The organism is Candidatus Obscuribacterales bacterium, assembly GCA_036703605.1.
GTDB lineage: Bacteria > Cyanobacteriota > Cyanobacteriia > RECH01 > RECH01 > RECH01.
This window is the reverse complement of sequence record DATNRH010000304.1, coordinates 1-1071: the sequence shown is the minus strand read 5'-3', so window position 1 is coordinate 1071 and position 1071 is coordinate 1. Positions and strand designations below refer to the sequence as shown.

General features: G+C 52.9%; 2 protein-coding genes. Both read right to left on the bottom strand.

The features are described from left to right. Positions 1-187, bottom strand: a 187-nt coding sequence (locus tag V6D20_06405; GenBank protein ID HEY9815418.1) for a hypothetical protein, incomplete at its 3' end; no start/stop codon positions are given. Between the two features lie 475 nt (positions 188-662). Continuing rightward, on the bottom strand, positions 663-1071 hold a 409-nt coding region (locus V6D20_06400; GenBank protein ID HEY9815417.1), incomplete at its 5' end, for a hypothetical protein.

The following is a 1071-nucleotide window of genomic DNA, read 5'->3' as shown; positions in this document are numbered from 1 at the left end:
ATGCCACGAAAGCGATCAGATAAGGAACATAGTTGAGGAGGTGGGTGTAAACCCAACTTTGAACAAAGAATCCTGTCGCAAACTCATGAAGATGGAGACCAGGGCTTGGGCGTGGATCAAGACTTGCTTGTTCTACGCTGAAGATGGCTTCCGTCTGATCATTTTGGCCTTGCTCTTTGAGGGACAAGCGGAGGTGTTGCAATTTTGAGGTAGAGTAGCTGGTGGGAGCTAGTTCACGAGGTATTTCAACGTATTGAAAGTCTAGGTCGAGAATTCCGATTCCGTCACTAAATCCAACATACTGTCCTACGTCTTAAAAACAACGAACCTTGGTCCATAGCCAGCGCTGGCTTTGTGGGTGGAGTTTCGAAGGCATGAAAGTCACCTTCAACTAATAGAAGAAAACCAGTGAAGGGCCGTGCCTCCGGTGCTTTCGTTGTCGAATGGTTGAGCTCGTCTGTAAAGAAGACTGCCCCAGAGGTAACTTGCTGGACTTTGCCTATTGCACCACTTGCCGAGCGAAGTTGCAGCTGAAACTCAACATCTTGCTGCTGGAGAAGGCTTTGCACAAGAATAGAGGTATGTTTGGGCACTAGTGCCAAACCGAAGTCAATCCTCCAGGCCATCGCAATCATAGTGGTCTTGTTTTCAAAGACCAACTCCTAGGCATTAGGAACTATGGGCACCAGTGCCAGAGCATGGAGGGCAACATGGGCGGTGTCAAGGTCAGGCTGGGTTGAAGGCACCTCAACAGGCTCCTCCACCAGTAGGCCACTCTCCAGGGGGTAGTCGGAGGCTATGAGGGTGCCCTGTGTACCGCATAGCACCAGGGTGTGTTCGTCATAGAAGGCATTGGCATAGCAGTGGAGGGTGGCTGTGTTGAGGGCGGAGGGCAGCACAAGGCGGTTGAAGAGGCGGGCGGCCTCACTCTGCTGTGCAGCCAAGCCGCGTGCCCTGCAGCGTGCATAGCTCCGGTACAGCGTGCATAGCTCCGGTACAGCGTGCATAGCTCCGGTACAGCGTGCATAGCTCCGGTACAGCGTGCATAGCTCCGGTACAGCGTGCATAGCT